Annotated in this window: 20 protein-coding genes, 1 tRNA gene and 1 pseudogene; 12 read left to right on the forward strand and 10 right to left on the reverse strand. The window is 65.1% G+C overall.

Going from position 1 to position 22,647, the window contains the following annotated elements; all coding sequences use genetic code 11:
• Positions 1–14: 14 nt before the first annotated feature.
• From EI545_RS19375 to EI545_RS19385, 3 genes are all read right to left on the reverse strand, one after another.
• Positions 15–1,349, reverse strand: a complete 1,335-nt coding sequence (locus tag EI545_RS19375) for an aldehyde dehydrogenase family protein (protein ID WP_245990199.1) — start codon at positions 1,347–1,349, stop codon at positions 15–17.
• 150 nt (positions 1,350–1,499) lie between these two features.
• Positions 1,500–3,020, reverse strand: a complete 1,521-nt coding sequence (gene exaC, locus EI545_RS19380) for an acetaldehyde dehydrogenase ExaC (RefSeq protein ID WP_125327005.1) — start codon at positions 3,018–3,020, stop codon at positions 1,500–1,502.
• Positions 3,021–3,146: 126 nt separating this feature from the next.
• The gene (locus tag EI545_RS19385; RefSeq protein WP_125327006.1) at positions 3,147–4,124 is read right to left on the reverse strand and encodes a helix-turn-helix domain-containing protein; all 978 of its coding nucleotides are present in this window, start codon (positions 4,122–4,124) and stop codon (positions 3,147–3,149) included.
• A gap of 179 nt (positions 4,125–4,303) precedes the next feature.
• Here EI545_RS19385 and EI545_RS19390 point away from each other — a divergent pair, with 179 nt between their 5' ends.
• Positions 4,304–5,203 (forward strand): lysophospholipid acyltransferase family protein, encoded by a 900-nt coding sequence (locus EI545_RS19390; RefSeq protein ID WP_125327007.1) that lies wholly within the window; start codon positions 4,304–4,306, stop codon positions 5,201–5,203.
• A 21-nt stretch (positions 5,204–5,224) separates the two neighbouring features.
• Here the strand turns inward: EI545_RS19390 and EI545_RS19395 are convergent, their stop codons facing one another.
• Positions 5,225–5,710 (reverse strand): Hint domain-containing protein, encoded by a 486-nt coding sequence (locus tag EI545_RS19395; protein ID WP_245990200.1) that lies wholly within the window; start codon positions 5,708–5,710, stop codon positions 5,225–5,227.
• A 180-nt stretch (positions 5,711–5,890) separates the two neighbouring features.
• Between EI545_RS19395 and EI545_RS19400 the strand changes: the two genes are divergently transcribed.
• Positions 5,891–5,975, forward strand: a tRNA-Leu gene (locus EI545_RS19400).
• A gap of 163 nt (positions 5,976–6,138) precedes the next feature.
• On the forward strand, positions 6,139–7,473 hold the full coding sequence (gene tig / locus EI545_RS19405; RefSeq protein WP_125327008.1) for a trigger factor: 1,335 nt from the start codon (positions 6,139–6,141) through the stop codon (positions 7,471–7,473).
• Positions 7,474–7,530: 57 nt separating this feature from the next.
• Here the strand turns inward: tig and EI545_RS19410 are convergent, their stop codons facing one another.
• The 5 genes from EI545_RS19410 to rpsF all read right to left on the reverse strand — a co-directional run bounded on the left by EI545_RS19410 (position 7,531) and on the right by rpsF (position 11,989).
• Positions 7,531–9,489, reverse strand: coding sequence for a bifunctional 2',3'-cyclic-nucleotide 2'-phosphodiesterase/3'-nucleotidase (locus EI545_RS19410; protein WP_125327009.1), 1,959 nt, complete (start codon positions 9,487–9,489; stop codon positions 7,531–7,533).
• A gap of 149 nt (positions 9,490–9,638) precedes the next feature.
• Entirely contained in the window at positions 9,639–10,541 is a 903-nt protein-coding gene (locus EI545_RS19415; RefSeq protein ID WP_164517351.1) for a DMT family transporter, read from the reverse strand.
• Positions 10,542–10,682: 141 nt separating this feature from the next.
• Positions 10,683–11,252 (reverse strand): 50S ribosomal protein L9, encoded by a 570-nt coding sequence (gene rplI, locus EI545_RS19420; RefSeq protein WP_125327011.1) that lies wholly within the window; start codon positions 11,250–11,252, stop codon positions 10,683–10,685.
• Between the two features lie 12 nt (positions 11,253–11,264).
• A complete protein-coding gene (rpsR, locus tag EI545_RS19425; protein ID WP_125327012.1) occupies positions 11,265–11,492 on the reverse strand; it encodes a 30S ribosomal protein S18 in 228 nt (75 codons plus the stop codon).
• Between the two features lie 29 nt (positions 11,493–11,521).
• Positions 11,522–11,989: a 30S ribosomal protein S6 gene (gene rpsF, locus EI545_RS19430; RefSeq protein WP_125327013.1), complete on the reverse strand. Its 468-nt coding sequence runs from the start codon at positions 11,987–11,989 to the stop codon at positions 11,522–11,524.
• A gap of 319 nt (positions 11,990–12,308) precedes the next feature.
• On the opposite strand from rpsF, the gene EI545_RS19435 reads away from it, so the two are divergent.
• Positions 12,309–12,893, forward strand: a complete 585-nt coding sequence (locus tag EI545_RS19435; RefSeq protein WP_125327014.1) for a YceI family protein — start codon at positions 12,309–12,311, stop codon at positions 12,891–12,893.
• A gap of 445 nt (positions 12,894–13,338) precedes the next feature.
• Here EI545_RS19435 and EI545_RS19440 read toward each other — a convergent pair whose 3' ends face one another.
• Positions 13,339–14,535: a cytochrome b/b6 domain-containing protein gene (locus EI545_RS19440; protein ID WP_125327015.1), complete on the reverse strand. Its 1,197-nt coding sequence runs from the start codon at positions 14,533–14,535 to the stop codon at positions 13,339–13,341.
• 151 nt (positions 14,536–14,686) lie between these two features.
• On the opposite strand from EI545_RS19440, the gene fabD reads away from it, so the two are divergent.
• The 8 genes and pseudogenes from fabD (at position 14,687) to EI545_RS19475 (ending at position 22,585) form a co-directional block, all read left to right on the forward strand.
• Positions 14,687–15,616: an ACP S-malonyltransferase gene (gene fabD / locus EI545_RS19445; protein ID WP_125327016.1), complete on the forward strand. Its 930-nt coding sequence runs from the start codon at positions 14,687–14,689 to the stop codon at positions 15,614–15,616.
• 21 nt (positions 15,617–15,637) lie between these two features.
• The gene (gene fabG / locus EI545_RS19450) at positions 15,638–16,375 is read left to right on the forward strand and encodes a 3-oxoacyl-[acyl-carrier-protein] reductase (protein WP_125327017.1); all 738 of its coding nucleotides are present in this window, start codon (positions 15,638–15,640) and stop codon (positions 16,373–16,375) included.
• A gap of 161 nt (positions 16,376–16,536) precedes the next feature.
• The gene (locus EI545_RS19455) at positions 16,537–16,770 is read left to right on the forward strand and encodes an acyl carrier protein (RefSeq protein ID WP_103256210.1); all 234 of its coding nucleotides are present in this window, start codon (positions 16,537–16,539) and stop codon (positions 16,768–16,770) included.
• 419 nt (positions 16,771–17,189) lie between these two features.
• Positions 17,190–18,143 carry an arginase family protein gene (locus tag EI545_RS19460; RefSeq protein ID WP_125327018.1) on the forward strand — a complete coding sequence of 318 codons (954 nt, stop codon included), beginning with the start codon at positions 17,190–17,192 and terminating at the stop codon, positions 18,141–18,143.
• Positions 18,144–18,332: 189 nt separating this feature from the next.
• Positions 18,333–19,592 carry a beta-ketoacyl-ACP synthase II gene (gene fabF / locus EI545_RS19465; RefSeq protein ID WP_125327019.1) on the forward strand — a complete coding sequence of 420 codons (1,260 nt, stop codon included), beginning with the start codon at positions 18,333–18,335 and terminating at the stop codon, positions 19,590–19,592.
• A 2-nt stretch (positions 19,593–19,594) separates the two neighbouring features.
• Positions 19,595–20,773 (forward strand): endolytic transglycosylase MltG, encoded by a 1,179-nt coding sequence (gene mltG / locus EI545_RS19470; RefSeq protein WP_125327020.1) that lies wholly within the window; start codon positions 19,595–19,597, stop codon positions 20,771–20,773.
• Between the two features lie 192 nt (positions 20,774–20,965).
• On the forward strand, positions 20,966–21,292 hold the full coding sequence (locus EI545_RS21695; protein ID WP_245990201.1) for a hypothetical protein: 327 nt from the start codon (positions 20,966–20,968) through the stop codon (positions 21,290–21,292).
• Positions 21,243–22,585 (forward strand): annotated as a pseudogene (locus EI545_RS19475) (DNA-packaging protein). The gene EI545_RS21695 and the pseudogene EI545_RS19475 overlap by 50 nt, the downstream one beginning before the upstream one ends.
• The last annotated feature ends 62 nt before the right edge of the window (positions 22,586–22,647 follow it).

The raw sequence follows: 22,647 nt of genomic DNA on the forward strand, positions 1-22,647 counted from the left end.
ATAGGGCGGAAAGATCAAGGGCAGCGCCAGAAACCGGTTCCGCAGCACTGCGCGTTCATGGCTGAAGGCGCGAAAGCCGTGCACCCCATGCCCCGCCCCGATGCCCGAGGTATTGACCCCCCGAACGGCAGGTTCGCATGGTTGAACTGGACCAGCGTCAGGTTGATCCCCACCCCGCCCGAGGTGGTCTCTCCCACGATCCGGTCAATCCGCGCGCGGTCGCGGTCAAAGATATACAGCGCCAGCGGCTTGTCGCGGGCGTTGATCCGGTCGATCACCTGACCAAGATCGTCATAGGGCAGGATGGGCAGGATCGGGCCGAAGATTTCTTCCTGATCCAGCCGCATTTCGGGTGTGATCGCCTCGACCAGCACGGGCCCCATCGCGCGGCCGTTGGAGCCATTGTCCAGCACTGGCCGCGCGCCCTTGGCCACGGCATCGGCCAACAGATCGGCCAGCCGCGTCGCATGGCTGTCGCTGACGATCCGCCCAAGGTGCGGGCTTGTCGCAGCCGTGCCATACGCCTTGGCAATCCGGGCGCGCAGGGCCTGCAGGAACTGGTCCTTGACGCTGGTATGGACAAAAAGGTGATCCGGCGCGATGCAGACCTGGCCTGCATTCAGGAACTTGCCGAAGGTGATCCAGTCCGCCGCCCGGTCAAGATCCGCGCCTTCGCCGACGATAACCGGCGATTTCCCCCCAAGCTCCAGCGTGACCGAGGTCAGGTTTTTCGCCGCCGCCGCCATAACGATCTTGCCCACAGCCGGGCTGCCGGTAAAGAAGATGTGGTCGAATGGCAGGGCGAGCAGCTGTTCCGCCACGGCCTTGTCGCCTTCGATCACGGTGCAAAGGTCTGGTGGCAAGGTCTGGGCCACCAACCGCGCCATCAGCGCGCTGGTCGCGGGCGTCAGTTCCGACGGCTTCAGGATCACCGCATTTCCCGCCGCCAGGGCCGAAACAACCGGCCCCATCGCCAGCGCGAAGGGCAGGTTCCACGGCGCGATGACAAGGCAGACCCCACGCGGCTGCGCCTCGATCCGGGCCGAGGATCCGAAACTTGCCAGTGTCGGTGCCACCCGCCGGGGCCGCATCCAGCGGCGCAGATGGCGTCGGGCATGGCGGATGTCCTGCAGCACGGTCAGGTATTCGATCAGGATCGTCTCGGCCTCGGGCCGGCCAAGGTCCTCTGCGCAGGCTTCCACCAGCGCGGCTTCATTCGCCCGGATCGCCGCTGCCAGCTTGTCCAGCACCGCGCGGCGCTCGGCCAGACCAAAGCTGCGGCGGCGTTCGGCAACGCGGGCCTTCTGCAGCGTGAAGGCGGCAAGAATGGGATCGGGGGGCAAGAGCATGGCACGCCTTGATGACTGGCGTTAAAGCTTAAACCGCTCTGGTCCCTTGCATAGACTGACGCTGCGTCACGATGGCTCTTGCGGGGGCCCCACCCCCATCCCCTCCCCACAAGGGGGGAGGGGAGGTACTTTGCCGGTGCGTAGCCCGGCCTAGAAGAACCCAAGCTTGTTGGGATTGTAGCTGACCAGCATGTTTTTGGTCTGCTGATAATGGTCCAGCATCATCTTGTGCGTCTCGCGCCCAATGCCGGACTGCTTGTAGCCGCCAAAGGCCGCGTGGGCGGGATAGGCGTGGTAGTTGTTCACCCAGACCCGGCCAGCCTCGATCGCCCGGCCAAAGCGGTAGGCGCGGGTGCCGTCGCGGGTCCAGACGCCGGCACCAAGGCCGTACATCGTGTCATTGGCAATCGCCAAAGCCTCGGCCTCGTCCTTGAAGGTGGTGACGCTGACGACCGGGCCAAAGATTTCCTCCTGAAAGACCCGCATCTTGTTATGGCCCTTCAGGATCGTCGGCTGGATATAGAACCCGCCCGCCAGATCGCCATTGAACCGCGCCGCATCGCCGCCGACCAGAACCTCGGCCCCTTCCTCGCGGCCGATGGCCAGATAGGACATGATCTTGTCGTGCTGCTGCTGGCTGGCCTGCGCGCCGACCATGGTGGCAAGGTCACGCGGATCGCCCTGCTTGATCGCCTTCACCCGCGCGATGCAGCGCGCGATGAAGTCCTCGTAGATGTCTTCCTGAATGAGGGCGCGGCTGGGGCAGGTGCAAACCTCACCCTGGTTGAAGGCGAACAGGACAAAACCTTCAACCGCCTTGTCAAGGAAAGCGTCATCTTCGGCCATCACGTCGGAAAAGAAGATGTTGGGCGACTTGCCCCCCAGTTCCAGCGTGACCGGGATCAGGTTCACGGTCGCGGCTTCCATGATCTTGCGCCCGGTGGCGGTGGACCCCGTAAAGGCGATCTTGGCAATCCGGCCCGACCGCACCAACGCATCCCCCGCCTCGGCACCCGTGCCGTTGACCACGTTCAACACGCCGGGGGGCAGCAGGTCCCCGATCAGTTCCATCAGCACCATGATGGCCGCCGGGGTCTGCTCGGCCGGCTTCATCACGATGCAATTGCCCGCCGCCAGCGCCGGGGCAAGCTTCCAGGCCGCCATCAGGATCGAGAAGTTCCACGGGATGATCTGGCCGACAACGCCAAGCGGTTCATGGAAATGATAGGCCACCGTATCGTGGTCGATCTCGCTCATCGTGCCTTCCTGCGACCGCAGCACGCCCGCGAAGTAGCGGAAATGGTCGATCGACAGCGGAATGTCGGCATTCACCGTCTCGCGGATCGGCTTGCCGTTGTCCCAGGTCTCGGCCTCGGCCAAAAGCTGCAGGTTTGCCTCCATCACGTCCGCGATTTTAAGCAGGACATTCGATCGCAACGCTGCACTGGTCTTTCCCCAGGCCTCCTTTGCGGCATGCGCGGCATCCAGCGCCAGCGCCATGTCGGCGGCATCGGAACGGGCCACCTCACACACCTTTACGCCGGTGATCGGCGTGACATTGTCCATGTAGCGACCGTTCACGGGCGGCACGAACGCGCCACCGATGAAATTGTCATAGCGGGTCTTGAAGGGCGAGGCCGACTGGCCCGCCACCTGTGTCATCTGGTTCATCTGGGTCTCCTCCCATCACCGCACCCTCCCTGGCGCGGCTCTGGGGCGACCTTCGGGCAGTCGCGGGACGCTGTCAGCCGGGGCAGGGCAGCCCTGCAGCCCCATGTGTCTCAGGGCTGAGACACATCAGCCGCGCTCATCGATCCCCAGCCGCTTCATCCGCCGGTAAAGCGTGGCGCGACCAAGGCCAAGGGCGCGCGCGGCTTCCGACACATTGCCCCCCGCGCGGGTCAGGGCGCGAATCACTGCGGCGCGTTCGGCCCCTTCAAGACCCGTCGGCCCGCCCTCACGCCCCAGAAGATCGACCACCGGACGCGGCCGGATCAACCCCGTCGGCTCCAACCCGTGCCGCCTTCGCGCCTCGCGCGTGGCACCGACGACCACATCGTCGCCATCCACCGCCAGAAAGGCGGCACTTGCCGGATCTGCCCCGCTGGCCAGCACGATCCGGTGCTTTGGAAAGGCATTGCGGAACAGGTCCGCCTCGATCGCCTGCGCCACCCGGGTCACCATCGCCTCGATCAGCCGGTTGAAGCCCTCGGTCTGGTCCGCGCGGGCCGAGCTGACATCCAGCGCCGCGATCAGCCCGCCATCGGGGCCAAAGACCGGCGCATCGATGCAGCTCATCCCGATGTTCTGCGCAAGATAGTGCTGGTCGCGGTGAATGGTCAGCGCACGTTCCTCGGCCAGGCTGGTGCCGATCCCGTTGGTGCCCTGCGCCGCTTCGGACCAATCCGCCCCCGGGGCCAGACCCCAGGCGCGGAACACATCGGCATCCGCGGCTCCGGCACGGGCGTCGATCACCAGCCCCTTGGCATCGGTCAACAGGATCCCGCAGCCACAATGGCCGATCATGGCAAACAGGTCGTCCAGCTTTGGCGCGGCCACCGCCAGCACCTCTGCAAGCTCCTCGCGCCCCACGCGCAGCCGGTCACCATCAACTTCGGGCGCCGCAGCCCCAAGGCCGGGGTCCAGCCCATGTTTAAGCCAGGACCGCTGCCACGACGCGGCAAGCCGCGACCGCGCCGCCGCCGAACCGGAGTTCAGCGTCCCGATCACCCGTTCGACATGATCCCCCGCCTTGGCAGTCGGCGCCTTTGCCATCGTAACCCCCTTTGGAGTCGGGCCGCCCTTCCGTCCTTCCCGGAACACTACGCCACCCCGGCTATGGGGCAAGGGGCCATTCCACCGCCTGCTGTTGCACCGAAACGCAACCAGACTGACACGGCATTGTCACCAATGCGTCGTACCTCAGTGGGATCGAGGCTCTCACGGACAGTCAGATGACCGACACCAGCTTTCCCGCCGACCTACCACAGCGCCCCTCCAGCTTCACCTACTCGCATCCCGGCCAATCCCGGTTTCGTCGCGGCCTGATCCGCACTGTCGAACGGCTCAGCGGGCGGCCCCGGTTGCACCGGCTTTACTGCGACTGGCAGGAACGCGGGAAGCGGTCAGGCGAGCCGGTCTTCGACGCCGCCCTGCGCCTTCTGGACGTGCGCCTGCAGATCGAGAACGAAGCTCATCTGGCGCATATTCCCGCGACCGGTGGCCTTTTGATCGTGGCGAACCATCCCTTCGGCATCTTGGACGGGCTGACCATCGGCCAGCTTGCCATGCGCCTGCGTGGCAATGTGCGGATCCTGACCAACAGCCTGCTGTGCCAGGTGCCCGAGATTGCGCCGCACCTTTTGCCCGTCGATTTCTCCGGCACGCCCGAGGCGCGGCGTCTGACCAGCGCCACCCGCCGCCGCGCGGCCGAACTTCTGGCCGAGGGTCAGGTTGTCGCCATCTTTCCCGCCGGAGGGGTGGCCACCGCGAACAAGCCGGTCAAGGGCCGGGCTTGCGATGCCGAATGGCACCCCTTCGTCGGGCGACTGGCGACCATCCCTGGCGTGACAACACTGCCGGTGCATTTCTCGGGCCAGAACTCGCGTCTGTTCCAGATTGCCAGCCACCTGTCCTACCCGCTGCGTGTCGCGCTGATCTTTCACGAAACCCGCCGCCGCATGGGTTGCCCGCTGCGCCTGACCGTCGGAGCGCCGATCTTGACCTCGGATCTTGACCGGCTCGCCCGCAGCGATATCGCCAATTACCTGCGCCGCCAGACAATGGCGCTGGCAGGATCAAGGGACATCGACCCGGATGAGGTGTTCATCTGGCCCCGTCATGTAAAGTGGTAGGTCAGTTCAAAAGCAGGCGGTCTACGCCATAGCAGGGACATCAACCGCAGGGCAGGCGACCTCCAGCCCTTCGGCATAAATCACTTCGTCCTCGTCAAACCGCAGCGTGAACAGCCGCACCTGACGCAGAACCTCGGTCACGATGAATTCGCCATCGGCCAGGCGTGACGCTGGAATGGCCGCAGCCTCGACACCATAAAGCGCACGCGCGCGCCAGTCGCGGATCATCACGGGCTGGCCTGGGGCCAGAAGCAGGTCCTGCTCAGGCCGGTCATGGCCCAGTGTGGTAGCGCGGATCCGCACCACGGCCGCCATCCGGCGCTGCTTGACTGACACCGCCACCAACCGCCGCGCCCCGGCGCGGGTCACGATCCTGTCGCCCGGCTCCAGAAACTCCACAGGCAGCACACCGTCCAACGTCCGCACCTGCGTACCTGCCATCAGGCCAAGTACTGACGGTTCTGCCGCCATGTCCGTCCGCGTGGCAAGCTCCGTCCCGATGTCCATGGCGTGCCCCTTCTGGTAGCTGTCCGGTTCAAGCAGGCTCACACGGGTTTGTGACCGCCGTTCGGTCCGCTTTCGTTGTTTTCGGGGCAGTTGTGGCCGCTTCACGCTGTGGTTGCGGCAGGATAATGGCGGGCGATTGCCTCTCGCCCCCGCAATCAGGCTTTGCTAGAAGGGCGGCGTGCGGGTGTGGCGAAATTGGCAGACGCACCAGATTTAGGTTCTGGCGCCGCAAGGCGTGGGGGTTCAAGTCCCTCCACCCGCACCACGGTTGGGCGATGTCCGGGCCGTCCGATAGCCCTGTCGAAATACCCCTTACGTCGCCGCCAAAGCTTTGCTAGAAGGCCCGGAAAGTTGCGCCGGGCCATCGCCCGGCGATCCAGTTCTATTGTGCAATCGCACCCCAGATGACGTCAGGAAGGACATCCAGCATGCAGGTCACCGAGACCCTGAACGAAGGCCTCAAGCGCGGCTACACCATCACCGTCACCTCGGCCGAGCTGGACGCCAAGGTGCAGGAAAAGCTGCTCGAAGCCCAGCCCGAGGTTGAAATCAAGGGCTTTCGCAAGGGCAAGGTCCCACTGGCGATCCTGAAAAAGCAGTTCGGCCAGCGCATGATGGGCGACGCGATGCAGGAAGCCATCGACGGCGCGATGAAGGACCACTTCGACAAATCCGGCGACCGTCCGGCGCTGCAGCCCGAAGTGAAGATGGTTGGCGGTGAGACCTGGAAAGAAGGTCAGGACGTCGTGGTTGAAATGACCTATGACGCGCTGCCCCCGATCCCGGAGATCGACGCTGGCAAGATCAAGCTCGACCGTCTGATCGTGAAAGCCGAAGCCGCCGCCGTGGACGAAGCGTTGGCCAACCTTGCCGCCACCGCGCAGTCGTTCGACGACCGCAAGAAGGGTGCCAAGGCCAAGGACGGCGATCAGGTCGTGATCGACTTCAAGGGTTCCGTCGATGGGGAACTGTTCGAAGGTGGCTCGGGCGACGATTACCCGCTGGTGCTGGGCTCGAACTCCTTCATCCCGGGGTTCGAAGCGCAGCTTGTCGGAGCCAAGGTCGGTGACGAAGTGTCGGTCAACGTGACCTTCCCGGAAGCCTATGGCGCCAAGCATCTCGCCGGCAAGGCCGCCGTCTTCGCCTGCACGATCAAGGCCGTGAAGGAACCGAAGCCAGCCGAAGTCGATGACGAACTGGCCAAGAAATACGGCGCCGAAGACCTTGCCGCGCTCAAGGCCCAGATCGCCGAACGGCTTGAAGCGGAATACAAGGGCGCTGCCCGCGCAGTCCTCAAGCGGTCGCTGCTGGACCAGCTGGATGGCATGGTGAAATTCGACCTGCCCGCCAATCTGGTCGAGGCTGAGGCCGCCCAGATCGCCCACCAGCTGTACCACGAAGAGCACCCGGAAGATCACGGCCACAACCACGGTGAGATTGAAACGACGGATGAACACAAGGCCCTTGCCGAACGCCGCGTCCGCCTTGGCCTTCTCCTCGCTGAAATCGGCCGCAAAGCCGAAGTCACCGTCTCCGATGCCGAGATGACCCAGGCCGTCCTTGCCGCCGCCCGCCAGTACCCGGGGCAGGAACGTCAGTTCTTCGAATTCGTGCAGAAGAACCCGCAGATGCAACAGCAACTCCGCGCGCCGATCTTTGAAGACAAGGTTGTCGATCACATCGTGGCTTTGGCCAAGGTGAAGGACAAGGACGTCTCGAAGGAAGACCTGCAAAAGGCTGTCGAGGCGCTGGACGAAATGTAGTCCCGCAAGGGACCGCGTAACGAAGGGCCGCCCTGACCGGGCGGCCCTTTTGTTTTGCTACAGCGTGATGCGGAACCGGGCAAAGCCGTCGGCCCCATCCCCCGCAGCTTCGATCTGCACGCCCTTGACATCGCTCAGATATTTCGCGCCACCCGGCCCGGTGTCGAACAGCACCGTTGTCCCCGGCAGTGCCGCAAAACCCCAGTTCGCGTCTGCCGCCGGGTTGATCGTGCCCTGCTCCACGATATAGCGGACGATCACGTCGCGGTTGGTGTCGGGGGCCTCGAAGATCACCGTCGTGCCATCCGCCCCCGGAAACGCCCCGCCACCGCCCGCGCGATAGTTGTTGGTGGCCACCACGAACCGCTGCGCCGGATCGACCGGTGCCCCGTTCCACGCAAGGTCCACGATCCGGCTAGCCGTAGCATCGACCACCGCACCGTCCTTGTCGAACTTCGACGGTTGCGACAGGTCGATCCGGTAAGTCACCCCATCCATCACGTCGAAGTTGTAGCTGGGGAAGTCCGGGTTGATCAGCGTCTGATCTGCCCCGCCCGGCGTGATCTGGTTGAAGATCCCGGCCGACCGTTCCAGCCAGTCCTTCACCTCGGCCCCCGTGACAACCACGGCGCGCACCGTGTTGGGATAAAGGTACAGGTCCGCCACGTTCTTGATCGCCACATCGCCGACCGGCACGTCGGTATAATACTCCGGCCCGCCCCGACCACCCGCCTTGAACGGGGCTGCAGCCGACAACAGGGGCAGGTCAGCATATTCCGTTCCCGCCAGCATCTGCGTGATGTACCAGCTTTGCGCAATCGACACGATCTGCACCGAAGGATCGTCAGCCACCAAGGCGAAATAGCTGTGCAAGGGCGCCTTGGTCTTGCCCACCGCGCGGCGGACATAATCCAGCGTGGCGTCATGTTCGGCCTGCGCCGCTGCCAGCACCTCTGGCGCATCCTCGACCAGCGCTGAAACGCTGCGGTCTTCATTCCGCTGCGAAATCGGCCGCGCCTCCGAGGTATGCGATACGATGCGCCAGCTGGTGCCATCCCGCTCCAGCAACAGGTCAACCAGACCCATATGGCTGCCCCAGAAGCCAGCCATCACCCCCGGTTTGCCGTTGATCGTGCCGGCGGCAAGGTCGACGCCCGCCATCCCGTCAAAATCCGGGCCGGGGAAGACCAGATGGCTGTGCCCGGTCAGGATGGCGTCGATCCCCTCGATACCGGCAAGGGCAATCGCCGCATTCTCGGCCCCCTCGACCGCGTTCGGGTCACCCATGCCCGAATGGCACAGCGCCACGACGATATCTGCGCCATCCTCGCGGATCTGTGGCACCCAGGCCTTGGCCGTCGCCACGATGTCCCGCGCGGTCACGTTGCCTTCAAGGTGCTTGGCGTCCCAGTTCATGATCTGCGGCGGCACAAAGCCGATGATCCCGATGCGGATCGGATGCGTCGCCCCCGCGCCATCGGTCAGCGTCCGGTCCAGGATTACATAAGGCGGCACCAGCGTCTCATCCTCGCGCGGGGTGGCCCCGGCAGACTTGGCCACATTGGCCGAGACGATGGGGAAATTCGCCCCCGCGACCGCGTTCATCAGGAAAGTCAGGCCATAGTTGAACTCATGATTGCCCAGCGTGGATCCGTCAAATCCCAGCGTGTTCATCGCCGCGATGATCGGGTGCATCTGTCCCTGATCCATGCCCCGCTCATAGGCGATATAGTCGCCCATCGGGTTGCCCTGCAGGAAATCGCCATTGTCGAGAAGGATGGAGTTCGTCGCTTCCGCCCGGATCGCCGCAATCAGGCTGGCCGTGCGTGACAGACCGACCGTGTCGATGGGCTTGTCGGCGTAGTAGTCGTAAGGAAAGACATGCACATGCAGGTCGGTCGTTTCCATCAGCCGCAGATGGGCCTGATTGGCCTGCGCGCGGGCCGAAAACGGGTGCAGGACCAGAAGTCCGGTCGAACCGGCAATGAAACCCCGGCGGGTCAGGTGAATGGGCATGACGTTCACTCCTTGATGACTCCTGCGTCTATCAACTACCCGCAATGGTTGCATGACAAGCCTGCAGATCGCCGCCCGGCTTGAACCTGCCTTTCGGGCCCGGGCACAGACAGGCAAGGTCCCGGCCATGGCGGCTTGCCTGACCCGCGTCAGCTTCGGCGGATCACCACCAGCCCGGCGCCGATGATGACGGCGATGCCCAGCCAGCCGACGGGATCAGGAAGTTCGCCCCAGATCAGCCAGCCCCACAGCACGGCCCAGAACATGAAGCTGTATTCAAACGGCGCGATGGTCGAGGACGGCGCTACCCGATAGGCGTTGGTCAACAGGGTCAGACCCACCGCCGCGATGACGCCACAGGCGGCCATAAGGGCAAGGTCAGTCAGTCCCGGCGTCACCCAACCGCGTGTCAGAAAGGCCAGCGACGGGTGCGATGCATCCGCCAGTTGGCCCGAGCCATAGACCGCCGACAGGGCCAGCGCGCACAGAAGAAAGCAAAGGTTGCCCCAAAAGGCCATCGCCGCCGCCGTCTCGGTCCGCCCAAGGGGGCGTGCCGCCACCATGGACAGGCCGTAGCCAAGCGCCCCAAGGATCGGCAGCAGCGCGGCCACCTCGAACCCCGCAGTGCCGGGCTTGACGATCAGCAGCACCCCGGCAAACCCCGCCGCCACTGCAACGGCCGCCACCGGGCTGACGCGTTCGCCCAGCAACACCGCCGCCGCGATGGTGATGAACAACGGCCCGGTGAAGAACAGCGCCACCGTGTCGGCCATCGGCATCGTCGCAAGCCCCAGATAATAGGCGGTATAGGCGACAAACCCCAGAAGCCCCCGCGCCAGCATCTTCCACCAGCCCGGGGTGGTGATCGTGGTCAGACGGCCATCGAACCACCAGACAATCGCCAGATGAAAGGGCAGGGCCACACAGCTGCGCAGCACCATCGCCTGATGCAAGGGATAGTCGCCGGACAACTGCTTCAGGATCAGGTCCTGCACCGAAAAGACGGCGATTCCGACAACAAGGGCAAGGATGCCCACACTGGTGGCTGACATGCGCATGCCCGGCACGCTACGCGCCGCCTTGGCCATATCTGTCCTGCCGCCGACAGCGGAATGTCAAATCCGCGCCGCACCGCAAACGCAAACCGCGCCGGGTTTCCCCGGCGCGGCTTCAGTCCCCGAAAGGGGAAACGCTTATTCTTCCGACGCCGCAGCGCCCATTTCGTCGAACAGCTCGGCAATCTCGAAATCTGCCGCCGCTTCGGCTTCTGCCGCCAGATCCTGGATCGACTTGCCCGAAGCCTGCAGTTCGGCTTCTTCCACCGACCGGGCCACGTTCAGCTTGACCTTCGACACCACTTCCGGGTGCAGCTGCACCGTGACAGTGTGGATGCCAAGTTCCTTGATCGGCTTGTCCAGCACGATCTGGCCGCGATGCACGGTAAAGCCCGCTTCCGTCGCCGCATCCGCCGCATCGCGCGGCGTGACCGAACCGTAAAGCGCCCCGGCGTCGGAGGCCGAGCGGATCACCACGAAGGTCTGGCCATCCAGCTTGGCGCCGACAGCTTCGGCTTCCTTGCGGGTTTCCAGGTTGGTGGCTTCCAGCTGGGCTTTCTTCGCTTCGAACGACTTGATGTTCGATTCGTTGGCGCGCAGCGCCTTGCCCTGGGGCAGAAGGTAGTTCCGCGCAAAGCCGTCCTTGACGTTGACGACTTCGCCCATCTGGCCAAGCTTGGCCACGCGTTCCAGAAGGATCACTTGCATGTCATGTGCTCCTTATTTCACGGCATAGGGCAGGAGGGCGAGGAAGCGGGCGCGCTTGATGGCCGTGGCCAGTTCGCGCTGCTTCTTTGCCGACACTGCGGTGATACGGGACGGCACGATCTTGCCACGCTCCGAGATGTAGCGCTGCAGCAGACGCGTGTCTTTGTAGTCGATCGCCGGTGCATTGTCGCCCGAGAAGGGGCAAACCTTGCGGCGGCGGAAAAATGGTTTGTTCGCCATGGTTTATGAACCTTTCTTCAAGCTGATGATCAACGACGCGGAGCGCCGAACGACGGGCGCTCGCCACGGTCGCCGCCACGGTCGGGACGGTCCCCGCCAAAGCTCGGCCGTTCGCGGCGTTCGCCACCAAAGCCGCCGCGATCACCGCGGTCACCCCGGTCGCCGTCACGCTCTTCGCGCTTCTGCATCTGGACCGACACGCCTTCGGCATGCTTGTCGACCTTGATGGTCAGCACGCGCATCACGTCGTCATGCAGGCGCATCAGGCGTTCCATTTCCTGCACGGCAGCGGCGGGCGCGTCCGATTTCAGAAAGGCATAGTGGCCCTTGCGGTTCTTGTTGATCTTGTAGGCCATCGTCTTGACGCCCCAGTACTCGTTTTCAACGACTTTGCCGCCGTTGTCCGCAAGGACGGTCGAGAAGTGTTCGATAAGGCCTTCGGCTTGCGCGTTGGACAGGTCCTGACGCGAAATGAAGACATGCTCGTAAAGAGGCATGCGGGTATCCTTCGTCTCGGGGCGGCTTCAAAGGACGGGCAAACTTCCCTGCGGCCCGTCCACGAGAGGCATCGCCGGTTCATGGAAATGCAGGGAAGATGCGGCCTTATACAGACCTTTCTTGCAGGCGCAAGCGGAATGGCCGTTCCAGCGTACCCCCTGTTCCCGGCCTGCCCCGCGCAAGGCCCGGGCCGTTCCGCTTTCTGTTCGCTGGCGAACACTCAACCTTCCCTTGTGCCGGATTGCCGCGCTGCGGCATCCCCGCGCATCTTCCGCCTTGTCAACCGGGCCGCCGTGCCCCCGTAACCCAAGGTGAAGAATGACCCGTTTTGCCACCCTTGCAGCCGTTGCTGCCCTTGCTGCCGCCCCGGCCCTTGCCGCGCCAGTGACCTATACGATCGACCAAAGCCACGCTCAGATCATCTTCTCGTACAACCACGTCGGCTATTCGACCGGCTATGGCATGTTCTCGGGCTTCGGCGGCGAAGTTGTCTATGACGCTGAAAATCCCGCTGCTTCGACCGTGTCGGTCACCTTCCCGGTGCGTTCGATGCTCACCGGCTGGGAAGCCCGGTTCGAGCACTTCATGTCGCCCGACTTCTTCGATGCCGCGGAAGATGAGGCTGTCAGCTTCACCTCCACCGCCATCGAGGTGACCGGCGACACCACCGGCAAGATCACCGGCGACCTGACGCTGAACGGCGTGACCAAGCCGGTTGTGCTGGACGCCACGCTGAACAAGTCCGAACCCTACCCGCTGCCCCCGTTCGAGGGCAAACCGGCAGTCGGCTTCACCGCCACGACCACCGTGCTGCGGTCGGACTTCGGCCTTGGCAACTATGTGCCCTTCATCAGCGACGAAGTGCAGATCCAGATCAGCTTCGAGGCAATGGCGACCGAGTGATCGGTTTTAATACCCGGAGCACGCAAACCCGACCCTGAAGAAGAGGCCGCCCGGTCAACCGGGCGGCTTTTGTCATGCTCAGCTTTGCACCCAAGGTTGCGACCCCGATATGTCCTAGACTGCGTCTATGGCGTTGGCTACGTGTGGGCGCGCACTGCGACTGCTTTTGCGAGAATTGACGCATGAAATCTATGAAAGATGTGCTTCGCTCCATATCAAGTGGCATAGGCTCGATAAACAAGAATACCAATTTGCAAGAGCACCCCGGGCGTGTGCTTTTGGTAACTGTCGTCCTCGTGCTCGCAATGCGAACTCTGGACTTCGAACTCTTTGGCTGGATCAACTGGTTGCTGGGTATTGAACCAATGCCCTGGCAAAAGTAGATGCGTCGAGCCAAGAATTAGGTCCGTTTCTGAAGCGAAGAAACGCACCGCAGGGCGCTGCGTCACTCCACCCGCTCTGCCAGCAGGTCCACCGCCACGACCACCCCAAACCCGACCGACGCTTCGTCACCGTAGCTTGCCCCCATCCCGAAATCACGGCGGTCAAGGGTCACCTCACCCAGCATACGGGCCTGATCGCCCGTGATCTCAAGGGTGAAGGGCAGGCTGATCGGCTGCTCCACCCCGCGCAGGGTCAACGTGCCTTCGGCGACATAGCCCGCCGTTCCCGGCAACATGTCGGCGGCAAAGACGGCCGTTGGATGCGTGGCCACATCAAAGAACTCGGGCTCCAGCGCCTGCTTCGTCACGCTGCCAAGCGTCAGGCTGGCGGTGTCGATGGTGACAGAGACGTTGCCATGCTTACCGTCGACCACAGCCTCGTCAAACCGAATGTCTGCGGTCCAGTTCGCAAAGCTGCCACCGACATCAGCCCCCATCTGCCGGACGGAAATCCCAAGGGTCCCCTCGACCACCCGCCAGTTGCCGGATGCCTCGGCCTCTACCGGCGCACCTGCTGCGACCGCCTCGCCATTCGGGACCAGCAGCGCCGCGATCCCCGCGCCGACGGCATAAAGCAGAAAGGCAACCAGCACCGGGACACTGCCCTTGCGCACCGGCTCTGGCCGCGCAGGCGCCGGAACGCCGCGCAGCATCCGCAGCAGGGTGGCGTCCTTGTCGATCAGGTGGTGCTTCAACGCCCCGGCGATGTGCAACAGAATCGCCAGACCCAGAAGCTTGGTGAACACCCAATGCGCGGCACCGGCGGCGGTGCCCACCGCCTCGGACTGCGGCACAAAGGGCAGGGTCTGCCCGAACGGCCACAGGATCGGCGCAAAGCCGGTGACGGCGGCATGATGCACCCAGCCCGACAGCGGCACGGCCACCAGCGAGATATACAACAGCCAGTGCACCGCCCCCGCCAGCGTCAGCTCAGCCTTGCGTTCAGGGTGCAGGGGCGCCGGATGGCGCTCGACCAACGCCCAAAGGATACGCCCAAGCCCCAGAAGAAACGCCGCCACCCCCAGCGTCTTGTGCAGCGAGAAGAGCTGCGCCTTGATCGCCAGCGCCTCGGCCGTGTCATAGGGCAGCTGGTTGGCGATCACCCCAAGGGGAATCGCCGTCAGGATCAACAGCGCCGTAAGCCAGTGAAAGACGCGGGTGACAGTGCCAAAGCGGGTGTCGCTGTTACGGGCGGGCATGGAAAACTCCTGATGTGCGGACGCCAATCTAGCAGTCCCATCCCCGCCCGACAGCCCAGCCCATGCACAGACCCTGTGCAACATGACCCCGGGGCGATTGCATGGCAGCCCGCCGCAGGCTATCCCCAAGCCAAAGCAAAGGGGAAAAACCATGAGCCGCGCATTCGTCTTTCCGGGGCAGGGCGCCCAGACCATCGGCATGGGCCGCGCCTTGGCCGACGCCTATCCCGCCGCCAAGGCCGTGTTTGACGAAGTCGACAGCGCCCTGGGCGAAAACCTCTCCACCCTGATCTGGGAAGGTGACATCGCCGAACTGACCCTGACCCAGAACGCCCAGCCCGCCCTCATGGCCACCTCCATCGCCGCGCTCCGCGCGCTGGAAACCGAAGGCCTCGGCCTTGACCAGGCGAGCTTCGTCGCCGGCCACTCGCTTGGCGAATACTCCGCCCTCTGCGCCGCGGGCTCGCTCACCCTGTCCGACACCGCCCGCCTGCTGCGCATCCGGGGCCGCGCCATGCAGGAAGCCGTCCCCGTCGGCATCGGCGCCATGGCCGTCCTCCTTGGCCTCGACTTCGACGCCGCCATTGCCGTCGCCGCCGAAGCCGCCCAGGGCGAGGTGTGCCAGGCCGCCAACGACAACGACCCCGCGCAGGTGGTCGTCTCGGGCCACAAGGCCGCCGTCGAACGCGCCGTCGACATCGCCAAGGCCCGCGGCGCCAAGCGCGCGATGATCCTGCCGGTCTCCGCCCCCTTCCACTGCGCCCTGATGCAGCCCGCAGCCCATGTGATGGCCGAAGCCCTCGCCGCCACCCCGATCCTTGCGCCAAAGGTCCCGATCGTCGTCAACGTCCGCGCCGAGGCGGTCACAGAACCCGACCGCATCCTTGACCTGCTGATCGCGCAAGTCACCGGATCCGTCCGTTGGCGCGAATCCGTCCAGTTCATGGACCGCGCCGGCGTGACCGAGTATTGGGAGCTTGGTGCCGGCAAGGCCCTGTCCGGCATGATCCGCCGCATCGCCCCCGAAGCCTCCACCCGCGCCATCGGCACCCCCGATGACATCGCCGCCGCCAAAGCCTGACAAAGCCTGAAGGAGCCACCCATGTTCGACCTTACCGGCAAATCCGCCCTTGTCACCGGCGCATCGGGTGGCATCGGTGCCGACATCGCCCGCGCGCTCCACGCCGCGGGTGCCACCGTAGGCCTCTCCGGCACCCGGACCGGCCCGCTGGAAGCCCTCGCCGCCGAACTGGGCAGCCGCGCCCATGTCCTGCCCTGCAACCTCTCCAATCCCGAAGACGTCGAATCCCTCGTCAAACGCGCGGTCGAGGCGATGGGCGCGGTCGACATCCTCGTCAACAACGCCGGCATCACCAAGGACGGCCTTGCCATGCGCATGTCCGATGATGACTGGCAGTCGGTGATCGACGTCAACCTGACCGCCACCTTCCGCCTCTGCCGCGCGGCGATCCGGGGGATGATGAAGGCCCGCTATGGCCGGATCATCAACATCTCCTCCGTCGTCGGCACCACCGGCAATGCGGGGCAGGTCAACTACGCCGCCTCCAAGGCCGGGATGGTGGGTCTGTCGAAATCCCTCGCGGCCGAAGTTGCCAGCCGTGGCATCACCGTGAACTGCGTCGCCCCCGGCTTCATCGAAACCGCGATGACCGACAAGCTGAACGACCAGCAGCGCGCCGGCATCCTGACGGCGGTCCCCGCTGGCCGCATGGGCACCCCCGCCGAAATCGCCGCCGCCGTGCTTTACCTCGCGTCAGCCGAGGCGGGTTATGTCACCGGCGCCACCCTGCACGTCAACGGCGGTATGGCGATGGTGTGACGAACCGTCGCGCACCCAAGGTTAAAGGGTTTGCCTTGCGCGCATCGCCTTGCTATAGGCGCGCAGGATTCCGACCGGGCAATCGCCTGGCTGGCAGCCGCCCCAAGTCGGGCAGAACTTAAAAGCGGCCGGGACAGTCCCGCCAAGATAGAGGAACGGACATGAGCGACATCGCTGACCGCGTGAAGAAGATCGTCGTCGAGCATCTGGGCGTCGAAGAGGACAAGGTGACCGAATCTGCCTCGTTCATCGACGATCTGGGCGCGGACTCGCTGGACACCGTCGAACTGGTCATGGCCTTCGAGGAAGAATTCGGGATCGAGATTCCCGATGACGCCGCCGAAACCATCCAGACCTTCGGCGATGCAGTGAAATTCATCTCCGAAGCCGCCTAAGGTCTTTTGTCCCTGTGTGGACCGTAAAGGCACCCCCTCAGGGTGCCTTTTGCGTTTTGCACTGTGTTCCACTCAGGGAAAACGGAACGCTGCACTGATGCGCGATGTGCAGGGCGCCATGCTGTATCCGTTCCCCTGGTCCGGACTCTTCGGTCGTCAGGCTTGCACCCCAGCCCAAGAAATGACCCTTCATTTGCTCTTTTCCAAATACTCCCGCCGGAGGCGTCCACCGCCTGCCACCGGCCGGCCCTTGCCCCGAACTTCCGTGGCAACGCCGCCAAGCGGGGGCTCGATGCCCCCCGAGGCGGCTCCCTTCTCAGGAAAATCCCCCACGGCGATCCCTCGCCACCTCCGCCACACCCCGCTTGCCAACCGACGGCTGACCGCGCCACTCTTGCCGCCAACGAAAGGCGCATCCCATGTCCGGCAACACCGCCCTTGGCACCATGTTCGGTGCTGCTCCGGTTGACACCTTCCTCGGCCTGCCGCGCATCCGTGACCTTGCGCGCACAACCGCCCAGATGGTCCTGATCGGGGCTGACGGCTGTACCCCATACCCCAGCGTCGGCTTCTACTGTGCCGGTGGCCCGGCAGCGATCCGCGCTGCCGGGGCCGCCTATGCCGCGAACCTCTCGCACATGAACTTTGACCTCGGCGGCCCGGTCTTCCCCTCCGGCGTCTCGGCAGTCGATGCCGGCGATCTGCCGCAGGACGACTCCGATGCGCCGGGCAACCGCGCCCGCATCTTCGGCGCGGTGGGGCAGATCCTTGACCGTGGCGCGGTGCCGATCCTGATCGGCGGCGATGACAGCCTGCCGATCCCGATGCTCGAAGCTTATGCCGCCCGCCGCCGCAGCTTCACCATCCTGCAGATCGACGCCCATATCGACTGGCGGGATGAGGTGGGCGGCGAACGCCTTGGCCTGTCCTCCACCATGCGCCGCGCCTCTGAAATGGCGCATGTCGACCGCATCATTCAGGTTGGCCAGCGCGGCATCGGCTCGGCCCGGATGCAGGACGTGGCCGATGCGGAAGCCTGGGGCGTCCACTTCGTTCCGGCGGGTGAGGTCGCCCGCAGCGGCCTTGGCCGCGCCATCGACCTTGTGCCGCCGGAGGCCGAGGTGATCATCTGCCTCGACCTTGACGCGCTGGATCCGGCGGTCATGCCCGCCGTGATCGGTCGCACCGCAGGGGGCCTTGGTTATTGGCATGTGCTGGAACTGATTGCGGGCGTGGCCGAAAAGGCCCGCATCGCGGGCTTTGACATGGTGGAATTCATGCCGGCGCGTGACGTGGACGGTCAGGGCGCCGCCGTGGCCGCCCAGCTTCTGGCTGCCGTCATGGGCATCATCGCCCGGCAGGGTGGCCGATAGGGCAGCCGATAGGGCAGGCGTTAAGATTTTCTGAATGACCTCCGCCAAGGGCTTGATCTTGCTGGGTCCGACGGGATGTCCCTGCAAGGGACACGACCTCGGGCCGCCGACCCCCCACCCCCAAGGTTGCGCGGCCTTTGGGGGCCGTGTATCACCCCAGAAAAGCCTGACCTTGAGGGAGAGAGCAGCATGCGTCGTGTCGTGGTCACCGGTCTTGGAATGGTCACCCCCTTGGCCTGCGGGGTGGAAGAGACCTGGAGCCGCCTCCTCGCCGGCCAATCCGGCGCGGGTCCGATCACCCGCTTTGACGCCTCGAACGTGGTGACGCAATACGCCTGCGAAATCCCGCGCGGTGACGGGTCTGACGGGACCTTCAACCCCGACGACTGGATGGAACCGAAAGACCAGCGCAAGGTCGATGACTTCATCCTCTACGGCATGGCCGCCGCCGTGCAGGCCGTCCGCGACGCCGGCTGGGAAGCCCCGTCCGAGGATGACCGCCTGCGGACCGGGGTGATGATCGGCTCGGGGATCGGCGGGCTTTCCTCGATTGCCGAGACGGCCGTCCTCATCAAGGAAAAGGGGCCAAAGCGGGTGTCCCCGTTCTTCATCCCCGGCGCGCTGATCAACCTGATTTCAGGGCAGGTCAGCATCCGTTTCGGCTTCAAGGGTCCGAACCATGCGGTGGTCACGGCGTGCTCGACCGGCGCGCATGCCATCGGCGACGCGGCGCGGCTGATCCAGTGGGGCGACGCGGATGTGATGGTGGCCGGGGGGGCGGAAAGCCCGATCTCGGAAATCGGGATCGCGGGGTTCAACGCCTGCAAGGCCCTGTCGACGAAGCGCGCCGATGATCCGACCAAGGCCAGCCGTCCCTATGACGCCGACCGTGACGGGTTTGTCATGGGCGAAGGCGCGGGCGTGGTCGTGCTGGAGGAACTGGAACACGCCCGCGCGCGGGGGGCCCGGATCTATGCCGAGGTGCTGGGCTATGGTCTGTCGGGCGACGCCTACCACATCACCGCCCCGTCCGAGGATGGCGAAGGCGGCTATCGCTCTATGGCCGCAGCGCTGGCGCGGGCGGGCCTGACGCCTGCGGACATCGACTATATCAATGCGCATGGCACCAGCACCATGGCCGACACGATCGAACTGGGCGCGGTGGAGCGGTTGATGGGCGACGCGGCGGCTGGGGCGGTGATGTCCTCGACCAAGTCGAGCATCGGGCACCTTCTGGGCGCGGCAGGCGCGGTGGAGGCGATCTTCTGCATCCTCGCCCTGCGCGATCAGGTCGCCCCGCCGACGATCAACCTCGACAACCCGGCCGTCACGCCAAAGCTGGACCTTGCCGCGAACAAGGCCGTGCATCGCAAGATTGATGTGGCCCTGTCGAACAGCTTTGGCTTTGGCGGGACCAACGCCAGCCTGATCGTCGGCAAGGTGCGCTGACGATGTGGAAGGGCATCGCCTCGAACGCGCTGACGTTCTTCATCGTCATTCTGGTCGCGATCGCGGCGCTGGTGGCCTGGGGGCGCAACGAGTTTGTGGCGCCGGGACCGCTGGCCCAGCCGATCTGCCTGCAGGTGGAGCGCGGGGCGTCGTTCAGTGCGGTCAGCCGGGTTCTGGAAGAGCGTGGCGCCGTCACCGACGCCCGCATCTTCCGGATCGGGGCGGATTATTCCGACCGGTCGGATGACCTTAAATTCGGCAGCTACATGATCCCCGCCAATGCCTCGATGGTGGAGGTGCTGGAGGCGATCACGGCGGGCGGACGGTCGACCTGCGGGCGGGATGTCAATTTCCGGATTGGCGTGACGCGCAGCGACGTGGTTCTGAGCGAGTTGGACCTTGGCACCAACACCTTTGTGGAAGTCGTCCGCTTCGACGCTGGCGCGGAACCTGTTCCGATGGAGTATCTTGAGGTTGCCGATGACGCGGACCTGCGGTTCCGCATCACGGTGGCCGAAGGGGTCACCAGCTGGCAGGTGGTGGACGCGTTGAAGAAGGCCGATTTCCTGACCGGGTCACTTGAGACGGTTCCGCCAGAGGGCACGCTTGCCCCGGACAGCTATGAGATTGAGCGCGGCACGGAGCGTGGCGCTGTAGTGGCGGAGATGAGCCGCAGGCAAGAGGTGCGGCTGGCGGAGGCCTGGGCCAACCGGGTGGCGGACCTGCCCTATGACACGCCGGAAGAGGCGCTGATCATGGCCTCCATCATCGAGAAGGAAACCGCTGTCCCCGATGAACGGCGGCAGGTTGCCAGTGTCTTTGTCAACCGCATGCGGCAGGGCATGCGGCTGCAGACCGACCCGACGGTGATCTACGGCATCACCAAAGGCGAGGGTGTGCTTGGCCGTGGCCTGCGGCAGAGTGAGCTGCGCCGCGAAACGCCGTGGAACACCTATGTGATCGACGGTCTGCCACCAACGCCGATTGCCAACCCCGGCCAACTGGCGATTGAGGCGGCGGTGAACCCGGACACGACCGACTATATCTTCTTCGTAGCGGATGGGACCGGCGGCCATGCCTTTGCTGAAACGCTGGAGGAGCACAATGAAAATGTGGCCCGCTGGCGTGCGATCGAAGCTGAGCAGGGCACCGAAGGCCAGACGGGCGTGCAGGGCGAGTGAGGCTTAACAAAAGGTTAAGTCTGCGTACGTCAAGCCATTGATATGGCTGCATTTTAGGCTTGACTTTGCGCGCGGTCGAATGTAGACATTTGGCATGCTAGAAGAAGTGTCGAAGCGGCCCGGGGGTGACCCCGCTGGCCGCTTTTCCATTTTGCTCGTGCGGTGGGCAGCATGAGGGGTGGGCGGACCTGAATGACAATAGCGATGAGTGGCGGCGGCGCGGTTCCCGAGGACGTGCTTGCCGTTGCGGAAGGGCTTTATCGGGAAGCGGCGGTGGAGTTGCACCGCGTGATCGAGGCGCTGCGGTCGGGCGAGTTTGGCGAGGTCAAGGCCGCGCAGGCCGTGATCCGCGATCTGCGGGCGACGGCGCTGCATGTTCTGGACGAGAGGGGCAAAGTTGACAAACTCCGCAAGCAGATTGCCGGCGAGGTCGGTGCCGGGGGGGACCTTGATTTCGAGGGTGCCCGAGCTGAAATCGGGCGCAGGCTGGCTTGCCTCCGCGACGCCGGAGGAGGTTGATGAATTTCTGGGCGGGCTGAGCGAGAATGCGCTGCTGTCGCTGCCTTGGCTGTTCGAGTTCTGGGCCTTGCCGCATCAGCTGCCGCCGCGCGGCGACTGGAAGACCTGGGTCATCATGGGCGGGCGTGGGGCGGGCAAGACCCGCGCCGGGGCGGAATGGGTGCGTGCGCAGGTTGAAGGCTCCGGGCCGGGCGATCCGGGGTTGGCCAAGCGGGTGGCGCTGGTCGGCGAGACGGTGGACCAGGTGCGCGAGGTGATGGTGCTGGGCGAAAGCGGGATCGTTGCATGCTCGCCCCCTGACCGCCGACCGGTCTGGCAGGCGTCGCGCCAGCAGCTGGTCTGGCCGAACGGCGCGGTGGCGCAGGTCTTTTCGGCGCATGAGCCCGAGGCGATGCGGGGCCCGCAGTTCGACGCGGCCTGGGCGGATGAGCTGGGCAAGTGGAAGAAGGGGCATGAGGCCTGGGACCAGCTGCAGTTTGCGCTGCGGCTGGGGAAAACGCCCCGGTCGGTCGTGACGACCACGCCGCGCAACGTGGCGGTGCTGAAGGCGATCTTGAAGAACCCCTCCACGGTCGTGACCCATGCGCCGACCGAGGCGAACCGGGCGTATCTGGCGGAAAGCTTCCTGACGGAAGTGCAGGCGCGCTATGGCGGCACGCGGATCGGCCGGCAGGAGCTGGAAGGTGTGCTGGTCGAGGATGAGGAGGGCGCACTGTGGACGCCGGCCCTGCTGGAGCGGGCGCAGGTGGCGGAGATGCCGGTGTTCAACCGGGTGGTGGTGGCGGTTGACCCGCCAGTGACCGCGACCAAGCAGAGCGACGAATGCGGGATTGTGGTCGTAGGTGCCGATACGCGGGGGATCCGAAGGACTGGCGCGCGGTGGTGCTGGAGGATGCATCGGTGAAGGGCGCCTCGCCCGAGGGGTGGGCGCGGGCGGCGCTGGCGGCGATGGATCGGCACGGGGCGGACCGGCTGGTGGCCGAGGTGAACCAGGGCGGGGACCTCGTGGAGCGGGTGGTGCGGATGATCGACCCCGCCGTGCCGTTCCGGGCGGTGCATGCGACGCGGTCGAAGATGCTGCGGGCAGAACCCGTGGCGGCCTTGTACGAGCAGGGCCGGGTGGCGCATGTCCGGGGGCTGGCCCGGCTGGAGGAGCAGATGTGCCAGATGGCGGTGACGGGCTGGAAAGGCAGGGGATCGCCCGACCGGCTGGACGCGCTGGTCTGGGCGCTGACCGAGGTGATGGTGAACCCGGTCGGGCGGGGCGGGCGACCCACCGTACGGTCGCTTTAGGGGTTTTGAGCCTCCTGCGGGAATACTGCACAAAGATGAAAGCCCTTCGGGGCCGTTGCCTT

The organism is Tabrizicola piscis, from assembly GCF_003940805.1.
Taxonomy (GTDB): domain Bacteria; phylum Pseudomonadota; class Alphaproteobacteria; order Rhodobacterales; family Rhodobacteraceae; genus Tabrizicola; species Tabrizicola piscis.